Source organism: Streptomyces sp. NPDC007162 (genome assembly GCF_040634175.1).
Lineage (GTDB): Bacteria > Actinomycetota > Actinomycetes > Streptomycetales > Streptomycetaceae > Streptomyces.
In genome coordinates this window covers 1-1,426 of the sequence record NZ_JBEYFC010000993.1, presented here as the reverse complement: position 1 = coordinate 1,426, position 1,426 = coordinate 1, and the positions used below count along the sequence as shown (strand labels likewise).

Annotated in this window: 2 protein-coding genes; both read right to left on the bottom strand. The window is 71.0% G+C overall.

What is annotated here, in order from left to right; genetic code table 11:
• Window positions 1-10: 10 nt before the first annotated feature.
• Complete coding sequence (locus tag ABZ646_RS46585; RefSeq protein WP_360533840.1) at window positions 11-766, bottom strand: dienelactone hydrolase family protein; 756 nt, start codon at window positions 764-766, stop codon at window positions 11-13.
• Between the two features lie 116 nt (window positions 767-882).
• The coding region (locus tag ABZ646_RS46580) for an L-threonylcarbamoyladenylate synthase (RefSeq protein ID WP_360533837.1) at window positions 883-1,426 on the bottom strand (544 nt) is incomplete at its 5' end.

Below are 1,426 nucleotides of genomic sequence, written 5' to 3'. Positions count from 1 at the left end.
GGACGGCCGATCAGAACGTGCGCTTCAGCAGGCCGAGCAGCGCCTCCCAGTGCCGCTCGGACGCCTCGGCGGAGTAGGCCGGGGTGTCGGCCTGCGTGTAGCCGTGGTCGGCACCCCGGTAGATCTCGCAGGTGTTGCGGACCCCGGCGGCGTCGAGCGCCTCCTGGAAGGCGCGGATCTGCTCCTCGGTCATCGAGTGGTCCTGGTCCGCGAAGCCGAAGTACAGCTCGGCGGTGACCCGGTCGGCCAGCAGGTGCGGGCTGTCGGCGTCCTCGGTGACCATCCGGCCGCCGTGGAAGCCGCCGGCGGCCGCGACCCGGTCCGGGAACACGGCGGCGGTCCGCATGGTGAGCCGGGCGCCCATGCAGTAACCGGTGATCGCCACCGGCCCGTCGGCCACCAGCGGGCTCCGCGCCAGCCAGTCCAGGTAGGCGGCCGAATCCCGGTCGGTGAGCTCCGGCGTCAGCGACATCATGACCGGCATGATCTGCTGCCAGATCGTGGGGTCCGCGGAGGGGTCGATGAACTCGGGGAGGTCGAACACCGGGGTCCGGCCGTGGCGGTAGAAGACGTTCGGGACGAGAACGGTGTAGCCCTCGCCGGCGAGCCGGTCCGCCATCGCCTTCAGGTGCGGGCGGATCCCGTAGGCGTCCTGGTAGAAGAGCACACCTGGGTGGGGGAGTCCGTCGGCCGGGTGGGCCAGGTAGGCGTCGGCGACACCGTCCGCGGTCGTGATGTCCACGTCGGTTCCCTGTACGGCGGTCATGGCGCAAGTGCCTCTCTGTGGAGTCGGCGGCGGGGGTGTGGGACACCCGGCGCGGCATGTCTTGATCATCGTGGCACGCGCGGGTGGGCGAGCCCGCCCGGGGGAGCCGGAACCGGTCACTCGAAGCGCGAGGTGTCACCCGCGCCGCGGCGGACGATCTCCGCCTCGCCGCCCGAGAAGTCGATGACCGTGGTCGGCTCGGTGCCGCACTCCCCGGAGTCGACCACCGCGTCCACCGAGTGGTCGAGCCGGTCCTTGATCTCCCAGCCCTGGGTCAGCGGCTCCTCCTCGTCCGGCAGCAGCAGGGTGCTGGACAGCAGCGGCTCGCCCAGCTCCGCCAGCAGGGCCTGGGTGACCACGTGGTCGGGGATGCGGACGCCGACGGTCTTCTTCTTCGGGTGCAGCAGCTTGCGCGGGACCTCACGGGTGGCCGGGAGGATGAAGGTGTAGCTGCCGGGTGTGGACGCCTTCACGGCCCGGAACACGTCGTTGTCCACCCGCACGAACTGGCCGAGCTGGGCGAAGTCGCGGCACATCAGAGTGAAGTGGTGCCGGTCGTCCAGATGCCTGATGGTGCGGATCCGGTCGATGCCGTCCCGGCTGCCGAGCTGGCAGCCCAGTGCGTAGCACGAGTCGGTCGGGTATGCGATGAGCGAGCCC